Genomic DNA, 18690 nt, shown 5'->3' with positions numbered 1-18690 from the left:
GCCCCGGATGGTGGACGACCGGGCCGGGCGCCCCGTCCCGGCCGGGCTGCGGTGGGCGCGGGGTCGGCCGACAATGAGGTGGCGGGGCGCCTGCCCGGCCCGCCCGGAACGCCTCGGCGGCCTCGGCCCGAGAGGAACCTGGCTATGCGCGCTGAGTTCTCCCCGGCCGCGCGCACGGGCGCCTGGGTCGCGGTCTCGCTGGCCCTGTTCTGCATCCAGCTCGACTTCTTCGCGTTGAACCTGGCGGTCCCGGGGATCGCCGAGGAGTTCGGCGTCACCGCCTCGGCCGCCCAGTGGACGCTCTCCGTCTACATGCTCGCCGTCGGCTGCTGCTTCATCGTCGGCGGCCGGGTGGGCGACGTCTTCGGCCGCAGGGGCGCCCTGCTCGCCGGGACCGCGCTGTTCACCGCCGGGTCGGTCGGCTGCGCGCTCGCACCGGGCCTGTGGCCGCTGGTGGGGGCGCGGATCGTGCAGGGCGTCGGCGCGGGTTTCGTCTTCCCGGTCGCGGTCTCCGTGATCACCAACGTGTTCCCGGCCACGACCCGCACACGCGCGCTGGGAGCGGCCTTCGGGATCGCCAACGTGGGCACGGCCCTCGGTCCCTTCGTCGGGGGCGGCTTCACCGAAGGGCCCGGCTGGCGCTGGATCTTCTGGCTGCTCGTCCCGTTGAGCGCGCTCTCCCTGGCCGTGGCCTACGGGTGCGTGCCCGACTCCTGCGACCCGGGCGCTCCGCGCCAGCTCGACCTGCCCGGCGCGCTCGCCCTGGTGTGCGCCCTGGCGGCGCTCACACTGGCCGTCGAGCGGGGCAGCGCGTGGGGCTGGGACCACGCCCGCACCCTGACGCTGCTGAGCGTCGCCGTGGTCGCGGGGCTGCTGTTCGCGCTGCGGGAGCGGACTGCCCGGCATCCCCTGGTCGACGCCCGGCTCTTCCGCAACGTTCCGTACGTCCTGGTGACGGGCACGGGCGCGGTCAGCAACATGGGGTACGCCGTCACCGTCTTCGTCTCCACGCTGTACCTGCAGCAGGTGCGGGGGCTGACGCCGCTCCAGGCCGGCGTGGTGTTCCTGGCGCCCGCGATGCTCGTCGCCTGCAGCGGACCGCTCGGCGCACGGCTGTCCGGGCGGCTGCCGCCGACGGTGGTGATGGCGCTCGCCGGGGCCGTCGCGGGCACCGGCATGATCATGCTGAGCGTGGTGACCGCCTGGTGGCTGTACACCGTGGTGTTCGCCTGGTGCGGCCTGGGGCTCGGTCTCGGCTGGACCTTCGCCGGCGTCGCCACCCAGCAGGTCGTGGCCCCCGAGCGGGCCGGCGAGGCCTCGGGCGTTCTGCTCACGTTCCTGGTCACGCTGGGCGGAGTCGCCCTCGCGGCGACCGCGGCCGCGATCACCGCGATGACACCGCAGCGGACTGCGGAGGCGGCGTACGACGCGATCCTGCGTCTGGGCGGAGCGGCGATCCTGGCCGCCTCCGCCGCCGTGGTGGCGGTACGCCGACGGCCGCCGGTCCAGGACCGCGACCGCCTCCCGGCGGCGGAATCCCGTACGACGCACGGCCGGGGGCCGCGGTGACGGCCGGTGGCGCACGGGCCGAGATCCTGCACCGGTCGGTGCGGGTGACCGCGGCCGCCGCCACCGGCTTCTACGCCTTTCTGTACGGGTTCGGCGAGCCGGTGCCGGCGCTGTACTCCCTGTTCGCGCCCATCTCCCTCGGGCTGCTGTCCTCGATCCCGGGGTCCGGACGGCAGCGGGCCGCCGTGATGCTCAAGGCGCTGCCCGCGGGTCTGGCGCTGGTGACGCTGGGCACCGTGCTGGCGGTGCACACCTGGACGGCGGTGCTGGGCATGCTCCTCGTCGGCTTCGTGCTGGCCTTCGCGGCCGTCGCGGGACCCCGCCCGGCCGGGGCGGCGCCGGGCCTGCAACTCTTCTACATCCTGGCCTGCTTCCCGCCCTATGCACCGCAGAACCTGGGACCGCGCCTGACCGGGCTCACGGTGGGCGTGGTGCTGCTGGCGCTCGGCGAGAGGTTCCTGCTGCCGCGGCCCGCGGGCGAGCCGTACCGGTCGAGTCTCGCGAGCGCCGTGGCGATCGCGGGCGACACCCTGGCCGGCCGCGCCGGTCCCGCGCCCGACTTCCTGCGTTCCGCCGGAGCCCGGCTGCGGCTCTCACGGGTCGAGCCCGCGGAACGCCCCGCGGGCCCGAGCCGTGCCGACCGCGGCCTGTCCCAGGCCGGCTCCGCCGCGCGCCGGCTGCTGGAGCAGTTGGCTCATCTCACCGAGACGGGCCTGCTGCGCGACCTGCTCCGCGACGGCGGCCGAGCAGGCAAATGGACGGGCGACGGCGCGGACGTCACACCGGACGTCACACGGGGCGACGCGGCGTGCGCGTGGCTGCTGCCGCGGCTGGTGACCCGGTGCGACGACACGGCCGCGGAGCTGCGCACGGGCCGGCCCGATCCTGGACCGGAGCGCATGGACGCGGCGATCAGGGCCTTCCAGCACCTGCGTGGACGACACAGCCCGCCGCTGTGCGGGTCGCGCACGACCGCCTCCTCGCCGGCGTCGACGGCCTCGGCACGGGCGGCTTCGATACCGGCGGAGTCGAGGTCACCCGCACCGGAGTGGGCGCCGGTGCGGCGCCAGGCCGCGCTGCTGGGCGTCGCCGAGTCGGTGCGGGTGCTGGAGATCGCCGTACGGGTCGGCCTCGACGGACGGCGCACCGGGCCGATCGAGCCGCGGGAGCTGTTCTGGTACACGGAGGCCGCCACGTCCCGGCTGTGGCTGCGCCGGATAGTCGGCAACACGACGCTTGGCTCGGTGCAGCTCCACAACGCCGTCCGGATCGCCGCGGCCCTCGCCGCAGCCCGCCTGGTCGCCGGTTCGCTGGAGCTGACCCACGGTTTCTGGGTGCTGTTGGCGGTACTCACGCTGAGCAGGACCACCGCCGGGGAGACCTGGTCGGCCATCCGCAAGGCGGTGGCCGGCAACCTCGTGGGCGCCGTCGCCGCGGGCGCGCTGCTGATCGGCGTCGGACGGCACACCGACGTATACGCCGCGATCCTCGCTCCGGGCATGCTGCTCGCCTTCGCGCTCGGACCGCTGCTCGGGATCGCCTGGGCACAAGGCCTGTTCACGCTCGTGGTGGCCACCGCGTTCGCCCAGATCGCTCCCGCCTCCTGGCAGTTGGCCGAGGCCCGGATCGTGGACGTGGTGACCGGCAGCGCCATCGGCCTGCTGTGCGCGATGCTCGCCTGGCCGACCGGCGCCCGGTGGGAGGTGCGCCGGACCATGGCCGAACTGTTGCGCGAGTGCGGGCCGCTGATCGACGGCACCCTCGCGGTGCTGACGGCCGTGCCGCCGGGCTCCGCGCCCCTCCCGACGACGCTGCCCGCCCTGCACCGGATGCGTCTGGCCGAGTCCGCCTACGCCCAGTTCCGCAGCGAATCCGGCGCCGGCGCCTCCGTCGGCGCCGACTGGCACGGCGTGCTCGTCGCCACCCACCAGATCGTGCTCGGCGCCCACTGGCTGCCCCGCTTCGACCTGCCCCCCGATCCGCTGCCCCCGGCCGCCGTGGCACGGGCGCGGGCCGACGCCCGGGCGGTGATCGCCACCGTCGGCCGACTGGCCGCCCTCTGTGCCGGGGCGCCACCGCCGGCTGCCGAGGGACAGCCGATGCCGAGCCGGCCGCCCGCACCGCAGGACGGAGCCCCGCCTCCGACCGGGCGACCGCCCGCGCCGCCGTTGCCGGCGCTGGTCGACTTCGAGGTCTGGCTGACCAGCCTCACGGCTCAGCTCGCCCACGTCGAGAACGGCCTGTGCGGCATGCCCCACCACCGCGCCCCCGGCGGCCGGCGAAGCCACCGCTGACCGCACCGCCGCCGCGCCACCCCCGTCCATCCGCTCGCCCGAGCTCCCGCACCGCCGCATCACCGCCTGCCCCGCGGCGGACGACGGCCGGGGGGACGGCCGGGGGACGGGCGGAGACCGCACGAGCCGCACGCACCCCAGGCGCACCACCGGCGCACCGCGTCCTCGGACGCACCCCAGGCAAAGCACGAGACAGCGCAACCTTCCGGCTATTCAGGTTGTCTCAGTTCATGTCCGACACGCGACTCCTTCGGGGGAGATCATGGTGCGAAACAGAACCGTCTGGACCATCGCGGCCCTCATGACCGCCACCCTGGCCGTTGCCGTGGCTCCGGCCGAGGCCGCCCCGGCGACCGTCACCCGGGCCACCGCCGCCTGCCCCACCGGCTGGGGCAGCCTGGCCGAAACCCTCGCCACCAGTACGGCGACCCCCGTGACCGACGTCCGGACCGGCCGCCACGACTGCTACGACCGGTTCGTCGTCGACGTGCCCGGTGCGAGCGCCTCCGAACTCGGCTTCTGGGTCGGGTACGTCGACCGGTTCTACCAGGACGGGTCGGGCCGGCCGATCCCCGTCGGCGGCGGCGCGATCCTCGAGGTGCGGGTCCACGCCCCGGCCTACAACCCGCAGACCGGCACGCCCACCTACCCGGGGCGGCCCGCGCAGCCCCTGCCGGGCGTGAACCTCACCGGATACAGCACCTTCCGGGACACCCGTTACGGCGGGAGCTTCGAAGGCGTGACGCAGTTCGGGCTCGGCGTACGCGCCCGTCTGCCCTTCCGGGTACTGCGACTGACCGACCATCTCGTGGTGGACGTCGCGCACACCTGGTGACACCCGCTCACCTGCGTGGCGCCGGGCGCCGGCTCGTTCACGAGGCGGCGCCCGGCGCCACGGACGTTCATGTGTCGCCGAACGCCCGCAGAAATGTCCGTGATCGGTAACAGCGGGATCCCCCGGTCGTCTTTCTCCGTCCTGTCATCTGCATGGGTTCCACCGGGACGACGAGGGCAGGGCAGACATGGCGCGGCATGGCGGGCGGGGTTGGTACGGCCGGGTAATCGCGGCGGCGGTCGGGGTCACGGCGATGGCCGCGGTCACCTCGGTGTGGACCGCGCAGGCCGACGGAAGCGGCTCGGGAACGGCAGCGGAGGCGCCCGCGCGCCACTCCGCGGCGGCCGCCCCGGCGCGGGTCGCCGTGGACATCGCCCACGCCTCCGACGGCGGGCCCCGGGGCGTCAACATCACCATCGACGACGGCCCTGATCCCGTCTGGACACCCAAGGTCCTCGACGTGCTGCGGGAGAACGGGGTGAAGGCGACCTTCTGCATGGTGGGCACCCAGGCCCAGGCACACCCGGACCTGGTCAAGGCCGTGGTGGCGGCAGGTCACCGGCTGTGCGACCACACCGTCTCGCACGACACCTCCATGGACACCAAGTCGCAGGCCTACCAGTCGCAGCAGATCCTGGACGCCGAACGCATGATCACCGAGGCGTCCGGAGGCGTCCGTCCGCTGTACTACCGGGCGCCGGGCGGCGCGTTCACTCCCTACAGCCGCAATCTCGCCGCATCCCGCGGGATGCGGCCGCTGGGCTGGAACGTGGACACCAAGGACTTCGAGCGGCCCGGTGCCGCCGCCATCGTCGCCAACGTCAAGAGCGAGGTGGCCAACGGTCCGACCATCCTCTTCCACGACGCCGGCGGTGACCGCTCCCAGACCGTGACCGCGCTGCGCGAGGTGCTGCCCTGGCTCAAGCAGCAGGGATACTCCTTCGGCTTCCCGGTCCGCTGAGCCGTCCCGCCGCCCCGCCCCGCCCCGGGCCTGCGCCCGCGGGCGACCGGGCGGGCAGGGCCCAGGCGCCCGGCGGTCGGCGCACGCCCCGCGTCGGCGTGTGTTACTCGGCCCGGCGCTTGTCCTCCTCGCTCCACGCGCGGGTGTCCCGCGGCTCGACATAGGGTTCCTCGCCCTCCGCCAGACCGCCCGCGACGGCACGCTGACGGGCCAGTTCGGCGTCTAACTCCAGACCGAGCAGGATCGCGATGTTGCTGATCCACAGCCACACCAGGAAGACGATCACGCCGGCGAGCGTGCCGTACGTCTTGTTGTACGACGCGAAGTTCGCCACGTAGAACGCGAAGCCGGCGGAGGCGGTCAGCCACAGCACCAGCGCCAGCACACTGCCCGGTGTGATCCACCTGAGGCCCCGCCCCCGCACGTTGGGCGTCGCCCAGTACAGCAGGGCGATCATGACGGTGACGAGGACGATCAGCACCGGCCACTTCGCGATGGACCAGACGGTCAGGGCCGTGTCCCCGAAGCCCAGCGCGGCGCCGGCCTGGCGGGCCAGTCCGCCGGTGAACACCACGATGAGCGCGCTGACGACGGCGAGCACCAGCAGCACCACCGTGACGCCGACGCGCACCGGCAGCACCTTCCACACCGGACGACCCTCGGGCATGTCGTACACGGCGTTGGCGCTGCGGATGAAGGCCGCGGTGTAACCGGAGGCCGACCAGACCGCCAGGACGAGGCCGACCAGCGCCATGACCGAGCCGACGCCGCCCCGGCCCTGCAACTCCGCGACCGCGTCGCTGATGATGTCCCGGGCCGAACCCGGCGCCACCTTGCGCAGGTTGTCCAGGACCTCGTCGGTCGCCGACTTGCCGGCCAGCCCCAGGAGTGACACCAGCACCAGGAGGGCGGGGAACATCGACAGAACGCCGTAGTAGGTCAGCGCCGCGGCCCGGTCCGTGAGGTCGTCGTCCTGGAACTCGCGCACGGTGCCTTTCAGCACCGCCCACCAGGACCGCGTCGGCAACTGCCCCGGCTCCCCCGGTTCCCGCCGCGCCACCTGGTCGTCCGGCCCCGCCGTGTCCCGACCCGACACCGACGCCGTGGCGTGGTCGTGGTCGGGGTTCGATGTCGCTGCCATGGCAAGGGGGTAACCGCGGCCGCCGGATTCATGCCCCCGCGAGGCACGTTCGTCGCCTCCTTCAGCATCCGTTCCGGGGCGGCGCGGCGCTCCGGTGGCCGAGGGCAGGTGGGCGGTCAGGTCGAGATGGCGCGGCGTCCGTTCCATGACGTACGCCGACAGGCGGTCGCCGACGGTCAGCACCATGTTCTGGGTGGCGACGCGGACGCGCGGGTCGCCGGGTTCGACCGCGCCTGCGGCGGCGGAACCGACGTCGTCGAAGTGGAGCGAGAGCCACCGCGGCCCGCCTCGGGACCGGCGCGTCCAGCGGGTCCGCAACGGTCGGGGGCTCGACGAGGTCCCTGGGGATCCGCGCGGCGCCGTCCACGCGGGGAGAGGAGATCCACCGCGGCACGGTGGTCATCCGCCGCGACGGCGCACGAACGCACCCGTCTGCCGATCGCCCTCGTGAGGCACCGCGTGACCCCCCGGTACACGCCCACGCCGTCGTGGCCCGTGGGGTTCGGAAGGGCGGCGGCTCGGCGCCACGGGCAGAGGAGCCGGGGGACGGCCCCGGCCCCCGGCGCGTGGGCGCCGGGGGCCGACCTGGCACGGCCCTGGTCGCAGCCTCGGCTGCGGGAGGTCAGATCCGGCCGCCGGTGAGCCGGGTGAGAGGGCCGTGCGCATGGCGGGCCGAACGGCGTCCGACGGCGTACGAGGCGGCGGTCAGCGCCGACAGCCCCGCGCCCACACCGGCCGCGATCAGCTTGCGGTGCGCGACGACCGTCCAGGCCGTCTTCGCCGTCGCGGCCACCTGGCCCGAGGTAGTGACGATCGCCTGACGGCTCGCCTCGACGCCCCGTGCGGCGCTGTGGGCCGCGCTCTGCACGGCGCCGGTCGTCGCCTCCGCCGTGCGCTGGACACCGGTCTTCGCGGCTGCGGCGGCGTCGTCCGTCTTCGTCGCGGCGTCACGCGCCGCGCGTGCGGCCGGAGCCGTCGCCTTGGCGGTGGTGTGGCGGGCCTTGGCCGCGGTCGCCCGCTTCGCCGCGGGTCCGTCGCCCGCATCCGCCTTTGTAGGGTTCGTATGGGTGCTCGTCTTCTTGTTCGGTTCACTCATGGACATCGCGTTGCCCCTCACTCCGGCGGCAAACCCGTCCGCTCACGCTTCGTGAGGACCGGCGGATCGCGCGCGGGCCGGCCCCGCCGGGCGTGGAGGGCTCAGACTCCGCCCGGCACCGCGCCGCCCTTGAGACGTTCCAGGTCGGACGGACGGACCTGGATGACCAGCACCGCGATCAGAGCGGCGAGGACCGTGAAGATCGCCGCCATGACGAAGGCCGCCGAGACGCCTGCGGTGAGCACCTCGTCCCCCCAGGGGTCGGGGAGCACTCCGGTCTGCCGGAACCGCAGGCGTTCGGCGGGGGTCGCCTGCGCCAGGAAGTCGGAGACCTGCTGGTCCGCCTCGTTGTGGCTGGCCGTGCCGTACATGGTGACCAGAATGGACAGGCCGAGCGAACCGCCCACCTGCTGGGTGGCGTTGAGCAGGCCGGAGGCCGCCCCGGTCTCCTGCGGGGTGACGTTGGACAGCGCCATGAGGGTGAGGGAGACGAACTCCATGCCCATGCCGAGGCTGAAGACGAGCATCGGGCCGAGGACGCTGCCCGCGTACGTGGAGTGCACGTCCGTCAGGGTCAGCCAGGACAGACCGGCCGCCGCGAGGACCGCGCCCACCACCATGAACGGTTTGGGGCCGTATTTCGGCAGGAACCGTGAGGCCAGTCCGGCCCCGACCGCGATGACCGCGCTCACCGGCAGGAAGGCGAACCCGGCCGCGAGCGGGCTGAAGCCGAGCACGTTCTGCACGAAGAGCGTGAGGAAGAAGAACATGCCGAAGATCGCGGCGGCGAGGCACAGCATGATGCCGTACGTGCCCGCCCGGTTGCGGTCGGCGAACATGTGCAGCGGTGTGATGGGCTGCCGCGAACGCCGCTCGATCAGGACGAACACGGCGAGGACGACGACGGCGGCGGCGAACGAGATCAGCGTGATGGTGTCCCGCCACCCCTCCTGGGCGGCCCTGATGAACCCGTACACCAGCAGGACCATGCCCACGGTGGACGTCAGCGCCCCGGTGATGTCGAAGTGGCCGGGATGGCGCTCGGACTCCTTGATGTAGCGGGGTGTGGCCAGCGCGATGAGCAGCCCGATGGGGACGTTGACGAAGAGCACCCACCTCCAGTTCAGCCACTCGACGAGCATCCCGCCGGCGAGCAGTCCGATCGCGCCGCCGCCCGCCGAGACCGCGGCGAAGACGCCGAACGCCCGGTTGCGTTCCGGTCCTTCGCGGAACGTCGTGCTGACGAGGCTGAGGGCGGTCGGGGACGCGATGGCCCCGCCGACGCCCTGCAGGGCGCGCGCGGCGAGGAGTTGGGGTTCGTTCTGGGCGAGTCCGCCAAGCAGCGACGCGAGGACGAAGAGCAGCACGCCGAAGACGAACACGCGCCGCCGGCCGAGGATGTCGCCGGTGCGCCCGCCGAGCAGCAGCAGTCCGCCGAAGGTGAGGGTGTAGGCGTTGACCACCCAGGCCAGGCTCGTGGTGGAGAAGTCAAGGGAGCGCTGGATGTCCGGCAGCGCGATGTTCACGATGGTGATGTCGAGGACCACCATCAGCTGACACGAAGCGATGACCAGCAGCGCCATGGCGTTGCCGCCGCCGTCCTTGCGGGCGGCGGTCCGGGCTGCTGAGGTCGGTCGGGGAACGCTGCTCATGACGCCTCGTCCGCTCGGGGAGCGGACCCTGAGGAAGAGGTCGGTGGACGGATGCGTCCACCGCCGGGTCCACCGTTTGACCGTACGCCCGTGGCAGAACCCTCACCACTCGGGCCGTGCCAGGACTCCCCTGTTGCCCTGGCACGGCTTCCGCGGGTCGCGGGCGGTGCCGCGTGCGACCAGGATGCAGGAGGGACGCCCGGTGTGTCGTTGGCGGACCGTCCACATCCGCTTGGCACAGCGTCCACGGCTGACGCCGGGGCCCCGGGGCGGCCCGGCGGCCGCAAGGGGCGGGTCAGGCCTCGGTGAGCGCCCGTTCGCGCAGTTCGCTGGGCGGGACGCCGTACGCGCCGCGGAACGCCCGGGTGAACTCGGCGGCGCGCGGGAAGCCCCAGCGGGCGGCGACGGCGCGGACGGGCAGGGAGCGCAGCCGGGGGTCGACGAGATCACGACGGGCGTGCTCGAGGCGACGGTCGCGGATGTAGGCGGCGACGGTGAGGCCTTCGGCCTGGAAGAGGCGGTAGAGGTAGCTGCGGGAGATGTGGTGCGCCGCTGCGATGCCGGCGGGCGTCAGGTCCGGGTCGCCCAGGCGCCGGCTGATGAAGGTCTTGATCTGGAGGGCGAGGGTGCGGCCGTGGCTTTCCGGCGGGAGCCTGAGGTCGGCGTCCGCGGCGTGCGCGAAGACGGCCGTGACCAGGTCGGCGGCGACCGTGCCCAACCGGGGCGCGTCCGAGGGCTGGTAGGCGGAGGTGTCCGACACCAGGTGCAGAAGGAACTGTGCGAGCAGTGCGCCGATGCCTTCGCGGCCCGATATGTGGCGTCCGATGACCTGGTCGGCGCGGTGGCTTGGCACGGCCACCAGCGACCGCGGCACCTCGACGCCGACCATGGTGACCGGCTCGGGGCCGGTGTGGATGTCGTAGCTCCGGGAGGAGGTGTTGGTGTGGAACTCGTTGACGCGGTAGGCCGCCTGGCGCCGCCCCCAGTCGGCGGCGCCCTCGCCCTTCAGCAGGAGGGAGAGGTGGTAGACCTCGGGATCGGACTGGCGGACGAGTTTCGCCGTGCGGCGGAAGACCAGATGGTCGAAGGTGGCCGGCCACACGGTCACGTCGCCCAGCGGGATGACGCGTTGGCGGCCCCGGTAGTCCGCGGTGCGGTCGCTGGTGAGCTGCATGGGCGCGTGGGTACGGCCCATGCGCTCCGCCCACGCCTCGAACCGGGCGTCCACCGGCAGATCCGTGGTGCGGAAGACCGACTCGTGCAGCACGGGCGTAGTCAACCACACAGGCCACAGGGGCCGTTCGGCGGCGCTCGGGTCACTTCAGGTGGGCCGTGTCGACGGTGACGGAGTCGTTGTCGCTGGCGGTGACGGAGATGTAGCCGGGGTCGCCGTTGCGGTCGAGGTAGCAGGCCACGTAGGCGACGCCGACCACGGTCCGGCGCACGGGATGCTCGGCGACGGCCTTGCGGCACCCCTCCGCGGTGGGCGGCTCGGACGTTCCCCACTCGGCCAGCTTGCCGGCGGTGGACAGCAGGTATCCGCCCTGCGCGTAGACGGCGTCCGTGCCGGCGTCGGCCACCGCGGGCGGGGAGTGCGTGAAGTCGTAGCCCGTGGGCGCCGTCTGCCCGTCCGCGGCCTTCATGACGAAGCCGCGGACCACCGCTGTCGACGGCGAGGGCGTCGAGTCGGGCAGGGCGGCCGAGACCGCCGCGCCGCCTCCCCCGACGACCGCCACGGCGGTGAGGCCCGCGATCAGGGGATGGGCGAAGGCCAGGCTGAGCAGCGGCCCGACGACCGGGACCGAGAACTTCATCTGGGTGTTCTTCTGCGTGATCCTGGCGTTGTCGCCCGCGGTCACCGTCTGTGTCGGGGAGTGGTGGGTGCCGGGCGGGGGCGGCACGTCGGCGTCGTCCTGCGGGGCGGGGCCGCCGGGTCGCGCGCCGCGCATACGGTCGGTGTTCATGGCTCGGGACGCTAGCGACGCAGCGTCCCGCGATCTTGTTTTGTCAGAGATTGTCGCCAACAGGCCACTTGTGGACGCCTTGGGTAATGAGCGCGACCGGGGCGACAAAGAGTTCGGACATGTTACCGCGCAGTCATATTACCGAACCGTAACCTGCTGACCGCTACCCGAGGTAACCACGCCCTCGCTACGGTCCTGACAGTTCGTCTAAGAGCGGTACGGGGCAGCGGAGGCGACCGCGGCTGCGGACCGCTCGGTCGTCGCGGCCCGCACCCCACCGGGCCGTCCTCCGTCCGAGCCGCAGACGAAGGCTCGGCCTCCCACTCCCCCCGGAGGTCCGCCATGCCCACCCCCACCCGGCTGCTGGCCGCGGCCGTCACCGCTGCCGCCTGCCTCGGCGTCACCGCGGTACCGGCCGACGCCGCGTCCGAGCCCGAGGCCGTGGTCTCCCGCGGCGTCACGATCCCCGCCTTCTACACCCCGCCCGCCACGCTTCCCGCGGCCGACGGCGCCCTGATCCGCTCCCAACCGCTCCCCCTCGCGCTGAGCCTGCCGGGGATCGACGGACCGCTGCCGGGCACCGCGACCCGCCTCATGTACAAGTCCACCGACTCCGCCGGCCGGCCCACGGCGGTCACCGGCGCCTACATCGAGCCGTCCGCCCGCTGGAAGGGCGAGGGACCGCGACCGCTGGTCGCGGTGGCCCCCGGCACCATGGGCCAGGGCGACCAGTGCGCGGCGTCGCTCGGACTCGAACGTCCGCTCCTGGTCAACGGGCAGACGCTGTCGGTCGGTTACGAGAACCTGGCGATCTACCGCATGCTCGCCCGGGGCATCGCCGTCGTCGTCACCGACTACACCGGCCTCGGCGCCACGGACCGGCTGCACACCTACGTCAACCGGGTCGACGAGGCGCACGCCGTCCTCGACGCCGTCCGCTCCGCCCGCGCACTCCCCGGCGCCTCGCCGACGGCCGGCTCCCGGGTCGGGCTGTACGGCTACAGCCAGGGCGGCGGCGCCACGGCCGCCGCCGCCGAACTCCAGCCCTCCTACGCCCCGGACGTCACCCTCGCCGGGACCTACAGCGGCGCGCCGCCCGCCGATCTGACCGCCGTCACCAAGGCCATCGACGGCAGTGACCTGGCCGGCGCGCTGGGCTGGTCGGTCAACGGCTTCCTGCAGTCCGACCCCGAGCTCGAGCCGATCGCCCGGGCACACCTGAACGACGTGGGCCGGGCCGCGCTCAAGGACCTCTCGACGATGTGTGTCGGCGACGCCCTCCTCGCCTACAACTCGGCGCGCAGCAACGCCTGGACCACCGACGGGCGTTCCCTCAGCGCCGTGATCGCGTCGGAGCCGAGGCTCAGGGCGTTCCTCGCCGACCAGCGCATCGGCGCCCGCACACCGGCGTCCCCGGTGCGGGTGGCGACCGGCACCGCCGACAACCTGGTGCCGCACGCGCAGGCCCGCGACCTCGCCGTCGCCTGGTGCGCCAAGGGCGCCTCCGTCACCTACAAGCCGGTGATCCTGCCCGGTCTCGGCCGGGCGCTGATCAACCACTTCACGCCGTTGCTCGTCGACCAGGGAGAGGCGATCTCCTGGCTGACGGACCGGCTCGACGGCAGGCCCGCCACGTCCGACTGCGCCACGCTGCCGCTGCGCCCCTGATCGGGCCCGGGACGGCTGCGGCCGGTGCGCCCGTCACGCCCGCACCGGCCGTCGCCGTCCCCCGACAGGCCCGTACGCAACGGCTTCGAACGAGCCTCGGGGGCGGCCTACTCATGGCGGACTGAGTACCTGCCCTCATGTCCGCCGCACCCTTGCGGCGCGAGGATCGGCATTGCGGCAGGGACCACAAGTGCCGCCCTCTTCAAGACAGTTGCGGAGAACATCATGACTCGAGGTATGGCCCTGTCCGTGGCCGCCGGCACCGTCGTCCTCGTGAGTGCCGGCGCCTACGCTCTCGCCTACGCCGGGGAGCAGCCTCCGGCGCTGACGCACGCCACCGCCCGCTACAGCGCCCCGGACGGCGGCCGTGACGGCTCGTTGACCTTCGCCACCTTCGTGACCGCGCCCTCCGGCGTCAAGGGCGTGAAGGTGCTCGCATGGCCGCAGAACTCCTCCCTGGCCGGGGCCGAACCGACCGCCGAGGACATGGCCGCCGCGGAGCCGGCCCTCTGCAAGCCCTACAAGCGGCACACCGTGAGCTGCACCTACACCGTCAGGGCCACCTCCCGGGAGGTGGCGGCGTCTCCGCACGGCGTCTGGCATGTCGCCGTCCTGGCCACCGCCCGCAACGGCACCACGACCCTGAAAACCCAGGCCGCCCATTACACCGTCAAGTGAACGAGCCCGCCCGGTGGCGCCGCCCGGTTGGCACGGTTCGCGAAAGGCGTGCCAACCGGGTGGCATACGCGCCCGGCGTGCCCGGCCCCCCAGCCGTGACGCGGCAGGCCGTAGGCGGTGTCACCGGCGGGGCGCGGTGACACGGTCCGGGTCAGCCGAGGTGGTAGCTGTCGCCGTACACCTTCCAGTCCAGGGGCGGCTCGAGGTCGAGGTTGCCCTTGCGGAGGAAGACGCGCTGAGCGGTGTCGACGCGACTGGTGTCGCTGTGGGCCTCCTCCTGTTTCATCGCCCACACGCGGGCGTCCAGGAAGGCGTCGAGGTACGTCGTCTCGTCGCCGCCCCGGGCCGGCGGCTGCGCCTTGCCCAGCGCACGCCTGCGGATGCTGCGGAAGCTGGTGGAATCGCTGCCGTCGCCGTGCATGACGATGGCGTCGTAGTAGGCGAACTGGCCGAGGGCGCGCAGGCCGTCGGTCTTGCCCTGGCGGACGGCCGGGTCGAAGTAGACCCGGTCGCGTTCGTCGTTCTGGGCCTGCCGGAACGCGGCGTCCCGGGCGGCCTTGCGCCAGTCCTTCGGGTAGTTCGGGTCGAGCCCGGCGTGCGAGGCGGTGCCGTCCACGGCGCGCAGGGCCGGCAGGTACTTCGCGAGGACGTTGCCCGGCCTGCGGTGGGCGTAGAGCTCCACGAGGCCGAGCATGTCGCCGGTGCCGGAGCAGAACCCGATGATGCCGGCGGTGTAGCCGCGGCCGTCGCCGATGTCCTCGATGTACTCGTACTGGGCCTTCCAGTCGAGCGAGGAGTTCTCCGCGCTCGACACCAGCTTCATGGCGATCTCCTTCTTCGCCGGGTCGTCGAGGCCCCGGGCCGCGGGGGCCGCGGCCGCGCCTCGGACGTCGAGGAGGGGGGCGGCCGCCATCACTCCGGCGAGCGCGAGGAAGAAGCGGCGGGAGGTGGGGGCCGGGCCGTCGAGAGGCCGCGATACGTGCACCACAGTGGCTCCAGGTGAGGAGGTGGGGGTGGGGTGACTCGGCGTGCAACTGACAGGAAAGTTTACTATCAAGTCCCGGTCCCAGAAGTAACCCCATCGAAGCCATGTTCGTACGATCGAACGAAAACCCGCCGACGGACCGCGGACGTCTGCTCCGCAAACCGGTCTCAGAACCACCACTGGACGAAGAGAGAGCTCAGGAAGCCCGTGAGACCGATATGGAAGATGACCATGCAGATCCACTGCGGCACCCGCATCCGCCATGCGGTCGACCTGAGGATCTCCCACTCGCTGACGGCATAGGCGGCCAGGCCGAGCGCCAGCACCTCCCACACCACGAGCCACCAACCCGACGGAGTCTCCCCGGCGGTCGCGGCCATCGCGGTCGGGACACGGGCGACGCGCCCGAGCACGACGAGCGCGATGAGGAGCTTGTGCCAACCGTGACGGACCGTCGGCGATGCGACGGTGGCGTGAGGGGCGGAAGTGAAGCCTGTGGACATTCGCACATTTGATCACCCTCCCGCGACGGAAGACATCGTTCCTCTTGTCGGCGCGGCGACAGGACCGGGCGCTCCTCCTGTCGGCGCGGCGACAGACCGGGTGTCCCTCTCGTCCGAGCGGCGACGGACCGACCGCCCGGCCCGGCCGGCGCTCCGCTCAGTCGACTGGCGGGGCGTCGCCCCGCCAGTCGAAACGGCGGCCGTCGGCGCCACGCCGCCCGTACAGGGCACGGCCGCCGGGCCCGTAACGCCCGATCTCCGTGGTGAGCGCCACCTCGCGCAGGTCGTGCTCGGGCCGGTCGGTGACGTCCAGCAGCAGCCCGTCCAGAGGGCCGCCCACCAGTTGTGCGTAGGCGCGGCCCGGGCGGGGGCCCGCGTCGTCGTGGTCGGCGCCGTACACCCGGCCCCGCAGGAACTCAGTCTCGTCCATGCCCCAAAGCCTGGCATCCGCCACTGACAACGCCCCACCCGACGGGCGGACCGAAGCGGGGCGCCCGGCCACGGTCCCGTCACGGGACCTCCTTCGACCACGCAGGGAACCCGCCGACACGCCGCCGGCCATGGGCGGCGCCTTCCTCGCCGCCGCCTTCCCCGCCGCCGCCTTCCCCGCCCGCCTCGGCGACCGTATCCGTCTGCCGACCCTCCCGAAGGCCCGTGGTCGGGCTCGGGCGCGCAGCACAGAGTTGCGTGGGCAACTCGGCGGGGCGATCCGGACGCACCGCCGCCCGGGTCGCGGAAAGACCCGGGCGGCGGCGTGGGGCGGTCTGCGTCAGGGGGTGAGCTGCCAGCGCTGGACGTATCCGACGTCGATCGACGCACGATCCTGGACGCGCAGCTTCCAGGTGCCGTTCAGGGGCTGGCCGGAGGCGTCGACGGTGAAGGTCTGGTCGACGTTGTCGGCGGAGCCGCCACTGCGGTTGAGGAGGGAGTAGACGGCGCCGTCGGGGCCGACGAGGTCGACGGTCAGGTCACCGCGGTACGTGTGGACGATGTTGACGTACACCGAGGTGGTGGCGGAGGCGTTGCCGTCGCGGCCGGTGATGGTGACCGGGGACTCCACGGCGGCGCCGTTGTCGGGGATGTCCACCCGGCCGGCGTTGGCGTAGATGTACGCGATCCGCCAGGTGAAGTCGTCCGAGACGGAGGCGCCCGTGCTGTCCGTGACCTTGACGGTGACGTCGCTGCTGCCCAGGGCGCTGGGCGTGCCGGTGATGAGGCCGCTCGGGCTGATGCTCAGACCGTCGGGCAGTCCGGTCGCCTCGTAGGTGAGACCCGCACCGGAGTTGGTGGTGTACGCGTCCACCTGGAGGCTGACCGCCTGGCCGATGCCGCTCGTCTGGTCGGCGATCGGGGCGACGTTGACGCCGAGGGCTATCCGGCTGCCGACGTTGATGGCGGCCCAGGAGTCGGCCACGGCGAGGTAGGCCGGGCTGTAGGCGCCGAACAGGTCGCTCGCGGCCTGGAGGGTGGCGGTGCGGGCGCCGGCGTAGTCGGTCGACGAGGTCATGTACGTCGTGAGCGCCCGGTACCAGACGGCGGCGGCGTTCTCGATGCCGATGCCGGCGACCGGCCGCCCGTCGTAGGTCGGGCTGTCGTAGGAGACGCCGTTGACGGTCTTCGCGCCGCTGCCCTCGGAGAGCAGGTAGAAGAAGTGGTTCGCGGGCCCCGAGGAGTAGTGGACGTCCACGCCGCCGAGGGCGGAGCTCCAGTTGTCGTGGGAGGAGCCGTCCTTGGAGGGTTTGTCCATGTAACGCAGCGGGGTGCCGTCGCCGTTGATGTCGATCTTCTCGCCGACGAAGTAGTCGCCGGGGTCGGCGGCGAGGCCGGCGTGGAACTCGACGGCCGCGGCGAAGATGTCCGAGGTCGCCTCGTTGAGGCCGCCGGACTCACCCGAGTAGGTGAGGTTGGCGGTGGCGGCGGTGACGCCGTGACTCATCTCGTGGGCGGCCACGTCGAGGGCGGTCAGCGGGTGCGTGTTGCCCGACCCGTCGCCGTAGGTCATGCAGAAGCAGCTGTCCTGCCAGAAGGCGTTGACGTAGTTGCTGCCGTAATGGGCTCGGCTGTAGGCGGCGACGCCGTCGTTGCGGATGCCGTTGCGGCCGAACACGTCCTTGTAGTAGTCCCAGGTGGCGGCGGCGCCGAAGGCCACGTCGACGCCGGCGGTCTGCCGGTCGGACGGCAGACCGTTGCCCCAGACATCGTTGTCGTCCGTGAACAGCGTTCCGGTGCCGGACGTGCCCTGGTTCAGGTCGTAGGTCTTGTGTCCCGCGCGTCCGCCGTCGACGAGCTGGTACGTCGATCCCGACAGGGTGGTGCCGAGCGGGACCGTGCCGCTGAACTGGCCGGTGCCGGTGCCGGTGTGGACCTTCTCGGCGGCGAGGATCTGCTTGCCCGTCGTCGCGTCGGTCACGACCTGGAGTTCGCTGGGGGTGCCGTCCTGCTGCACGCCTTCGACGACCGTCTCCCAGGCGAGGACGGGCTTCGCGGTTCCGGCCCATACGACCAGGCGTGGCGCGCGTTCCGTCTCGGAGCCCTTGACCTCGGCGTTCCTCGCGGCCGCGAGAGCCCTGCCGGCTGCCTGGGAGGCGGCGAGCTTCGGGGTGAGGGAGGGCAGCGTGAGCGTCGCGCCGCTCGCCCTGGTCACGGTGGTCCGGCTCTTGCCCAGGTGGACCACCAGATCGCCGCCGAGGACGGGAAGTCCGGCGTAGGTGCGCTCGTAACGGGTGTGGGTGGTGCCGTCGGCGTCTTTGACGACGTCCTTGACGAGGAGCTTCTCCTGGGACCCGAGGGCGAGCCGTCGGGCCTCGGCGCCGGCCTTGGCCTGCGCGCTCCTGATGAGCGAGGCGCGGCCGGCCGGTGACAGGGGCGTCGGCGCGGCGCCCGCTCGGGGCGTCGCGGTGATGCCGGCCGCGCCGGGGCCGGCGGACGCCGCGACGCCGGTGCCCGTCTGGACCCCGAGGGTCAGCAGGGTGGCGGCGGCGGAGAGGGCGAGGGCGGTGGCGCGTCTGCGCCGGAGTACGGGGAGGTGTCGCCGGGGCAACGGATTCTCCTTCAGTGCGACGGCCGGCCGGTGATGGAGGCCGAGGTGGGGCGGACCGGCGGGATGAGGCCGGCCCGGTGCGCTGCACGACTGGGGGGTGGAAGGAGGTGGGGGGTGGGTGACGGGTGCTCCGCGTGATGCGGACGTGAAGGAATGGTGAACTTCGGCAGCAGCGTGGCACCGGGTGCACAGGTTTGTCATGGGAATGCCAAGACAACGGCTTGAAATGACCATGAGCGGCTGGGGGTTCGGCCTGCTCGGCGCACGTTTTCAGCCGTCGGTGGAGGCGGCGTGTCCCCGAAAG

15 protein-coding genes are annotated in these 18690 nt (G+C 72.9%); 6 read left to right on the top strand and 9 right to left on the bottom strand.

Translation table 11 applies throughout. The annotated features are described in order from the left end of the window. Positions 1–144: 144 nt before the first annotated feature. The 4 genes from C6376_RS42355 to C6376_RS42340 all read left to right on the top strand — a co-directional run bounded on the left by C6376_RS42355 (position 145) and on the right by C6376_RS42340 (position 5659). Positions 145–1569 carry an MFS transporter gene (locus C6376_RS42355; RefSeq protein WP_107448488.1) on the top strand — a complete coding sequence of 475 codons (1425 nt, stop codon included), beginning with the start codon at positions 145–147 and terminating at the stop codon, positions 1567–1569. Next, complete coding sequence (locus C6376_RS42350) at positions 1566–3863, top strand: FUSC family protein (RefSeq protein WP_107448487.1); 2298 nt, start codon at positions 1566–1568, stop codon at positions 3861–3863. The genes C6376_RS42355 and C6376_RS42350 overlap by 4 nt, the downstream gene beginning before the upstream one ends. 262 nt (positions 3864–4125) lie before the next feature. Continuing rightward, positions 4126–4698: a hypothetical protein gene (locus C6376_RS42345; protein WP_173985837.1), complete on the top strand. Its 573-nt coding sequence runs from the start codon at positions 4126–4128 to the stop codon at positions 4696–4698. 187 nt (positions 4699–4885) lie between these two features. Continuing rightward, complete coding sequence (locus tag C6376_RS42340; RefSeq protein ID WP_107448486.1) at positions 4886–5659, top strand: polysaccharide deacetylase family protein; 774 nt, start codon at positions 4886–4888, stop codon at positions 5657–5659. A 103-nt stretch (positions 5660–5762) separates the two neighbouring features. On the opposite strand, the gene C6376_RS42335 is transcribed toward C6376_RS42340, so the two are convergent. The 5 genes from C6376_RS42335 to C6376_RS42315 all read right to left on the bottom strand — a co-directional run bounded on the left by C6376_RS42335 (position 5763) and on the right by C6376_RS42315 (position 11512). Then, entirely contained in the window at positions 5763–6800 is a 1038-nt protein-coding gene (locus C6376_RS42335; protein WP_107449496.1) for a YihY/virulence factor BrkB family protein, read from the bottom strand. A gap of 622 nt (positions 6801–7422) precedes the next feature. Next, complete coding sequence (locus C6376_RS42330) at positions 7423–7902, bottom strand: hypothetical protein (RefSeq protein WP_107448485.1); 480 nt, start codon at positions 7900–7902, stop codon at positions 7423–7425. Between the two features lie 95 nt (positions 7903–7997). Then, a complete protein-coding gene (locus C6376_RS42325; RefSeq protein ID WP_107449495.1) occupies positions 7998–9479 on the bottom strand; it encodes an MFS transporter in 1482 nt (493 codons plus the stop codon). A 364-nt stretch (positions 9480–9843) separates the two neighbouring features. Then, a complete protein-coding gene (locus C6376_RS42320; RefSeq protein WP_319596387.1) occupies positions 9844–10827 on the bottom strand; it encodes a helix-turn-helix domain-containing protein in 984 nt (327 codons plus the stop codon). A 37-nt stretch (positions 10828–10864) separates the two neighbouring features. Then, on the bottom strand, positions 10865–11512 hold the full coding sequence (locus tag C6376_RS42315; protein ID WP_107448483.1) for a hypothetical protein: 648 nt from the start codon (positions 11510–11512) through the stop codon (positions 10865–10867). Positions 11513–11854: 342 nt separating this feature from the next. Between C6376_RS42315 and C6376_RS42310 the strand changes: the two genes are divergently transcribed. Both C6376_RS42310 and C6376_RS42305 read left to right on the top strand, forming a co-directional pair. Continuing rightward, positions 11855–13180 carry an alpha/beta fold hydrolase gene (locus C6376_RS42310; protein WP_107448482.1) on the top strand — a complete coding sequence of 442 codons (1326 nt, stop codon included), beginning with the start codon at positions 11855–11857 and terminating at the stop codon, positions 13178–13180. A 225-nt stretch (positions 13181–13405) separates the two neighbouring features. Further along, positions 13406–13858, top strand: a complete 453-nt coding sequence (locus C6376_RS42305; RefSeq protein ID WP_107448481.1) for a DUF5707 domain-containing protein — start codon at positions 13406–13408, stop codon at positions 13856–13858. A 151-nt stretch (positions 13859–14009) separates the two neighbouring features. On the opposite strand, the gene C6376_RS42300 is transcribed toward C6376_RS42305, so the two are convergent. The 4 genes from C6376_RS42300 to C6376_RS42285 all read right to left on the bottom strand — a co-directional run bounded on the left by C6376_RS42300 (position 14010) and on the right by C6376_RS42285 (position 18386). Further along, on the bottom strand, positions 14010–14771 hold the full coding sequence (locus C6376_RS42300) for a chitosanase (protein WP_107449494.1): 762 nt from the start codon (positions 14769–14771) through the stop codon (positions 14010–14012). A gap of 239 nt (positions 14772–15010) precedes the next feature. Beyond that, complete coding sequence (locus tag C6376_RS42295; protein ID WP_107448480.1) at positions 15011–15346, bottom strand: hypothetical protein; 336 nt, start codon at positions 15344–15346, stop codon at positions 15011–15013. 157 nt (positions 15347–15503) lie between these two features. Continuing rightward, on the bottom strand, positions 15504–15776 hold the full coding sequence (locus C6376_RS42290; protein ID WP_107448479.1) for a hypothetical protein: 273 nt from the start codon (positions 15774–15776) through the stop codon (positions 15504–15506). A 339-nt stretch (positions 15777–16115) separates the two neighbouring features. Further along, complete coding sequence (locus tag C6376_RS42285) at positions 16116–18386, bottom strand: M4 family metallopeptidase (protein WP_107448478.1); 2271 nt, start codon at positions 18384–18386, stop codon at positions 16116–16118. Positions 18387–18690: the final 304 nt, after the last annotated feature.

It is taken from the genome of Streptomyces sp. P3 (assembly GCF_003032475.1).
Lineage (GTDB): Bacteria > Actinomycetota > Actinomycetes > Streptomycetales > Streptomycetaceae > Streptomyces.
This window is presented reverse-complemented; position numbering and strand designations above follow the sequence as displayed.